The following is a 1,437-nucleotide window of genomic DNA, read 5'->3' as shown; positions in this document are numbered from 1 at the left end:
GATGTTGATAAGATTTCCCAGGCACTGCAGAAGATGATGGAAGAAGACTGTACATTGAAGACTTTTAATGACAAGGAAAACCGTCAGCTCCTGATGTATGGTATGGGTGATCAGCATCTGGATGTTGTTGTCAGCAAATTGGCAGCCAAGTACAAAGTGGAGATTACCCTCTCCAAACCGCGTGTACCATATCGCGAGACAATCCGCAAGAAAGTGGAAGTTCGTGAGAAATACAAGAAACAGTCCGGCGGTCACGGCCAATATGGTGATGTTGCTATGGAATTTGAGCCATCCGGCGATCTTGAGACCCCTTATGTATTCGCAGAACGCGTTGTCGGCGGTGCTGTACCGAAGAATTACTTCCCTGCAGTTGAGAAGGGTATTCAGGAATCCATTGTTAAAGGCCCTATGGCCGGTTATCCGGTTGTCGGTGTGAAAGCCACATTATTTGATGGTTCCTATCATCCGGTTGACTCCTCAGAAATGGCCTTCAAGACAGCTGCAAAACAGGCCTTCAAGTCTGCCTTCATGAAAGCAACACCGGTTCTTCTTGAACCAATCGCTTCATTGAGCGTTGTTGTTCCTGACAGTTACACAGGTGATATTATGGGCGATCTGAACAAACGAAGAGGCCGTGTCCTTGGTATGAACCCTGTCGGCAACGGCAAGACAGAAGTTGTTGCAGATATTCCATTATCCGAATTATACGGCTACTCCACCAATCTTCGTTCTATGACAGGCGGCAGAGGTGTTTATTCTTACATGTTTGACCGCTATGAACAGGCACCATCAGATGTTCAGGAACGTGTCATTGCAGAGAATGCCAACGAAGCAGAAGAGTAATCATTCAATTTGATATCAGACATTTTCGGAAAGGCAGTCCACATATCTGGGCTGCTTTTCTTATATGATCAAATTTTTTATTTCTTTCTATGAAACTAAATGCATTGTATGCCGGAATGGGCAGCTACTTGTAATGTTACCCAACATATGTTACAATTATTTGGATTGTTCGACTCAGACAATCAACAAAAAGGGAGGTTGTTTCTCATATGAAACCATTTGAAATACACAGTGATCACGATCCTGAAACATGGCTCCGCCTATGGGACAGCAAAATTGTAGAATTTACTTCTAAGAACAAGGGTGCCTACAGCGGTGAGCGATGCTTTTTCGGTACGCATGAGAAGAATCAGCTGATGGTCTTTTTCCACAGCGATTATGATACCGTCTATCTGTCAACACGTTTTATGGGAACTATTGAACCGGATGGTACAGGCAGTAAGATCAGCGGCGTCATCGGTAAGATGAAATCCGCCATTTTCTTTCTCTGGTTTATGGTTGCAGCAATGGGTATCGGCGGCATCGTCATGTTGTCGCAGCATTTATGGCAACAGGCAATTTTGCTCTTTGCACTGGCCATTATTGCTTTCTTCT

General features: G+C 44.4%; 2 protein-coding genes. Both read left to right on the top strand.

Annotated elements, in window-relative coordinates; all coding sequences use genetic code 11:
* Positions 1-843: translation factor GTPase family protein (locus WMO25_RS17980; RefSeq protein WP_494337449.1), on the top strand; the 843-nt coding region annotated here is incomplete at its 5' end.
* A gap of 209 nt (positions 844-1,052) precedes the next feature.
* Positions 1,053-1,437 (top strand): hypothetical protein (locus WMO25_RS17975; RefSeq protein ID WP_349086591.1); only part of this gene is annotated, 385 nt, incomplete at its 3' end.

Origin of the sequence: Coprococcus intestinihominis, from assembly GCF_040096555.1 — a bacterium.
Classification (GTDB): domain Bacteria; phylum Bacillota; class Clostridia; order Lachnospirales; family Lachnospiraceae; genus Coprococcus_A; species Coprococcus_A intestinihominis.
Note: the sequence above shows the minus strand (reverse complement) of the source record. Positions and strands in the feature narration are given on the sequence as shown.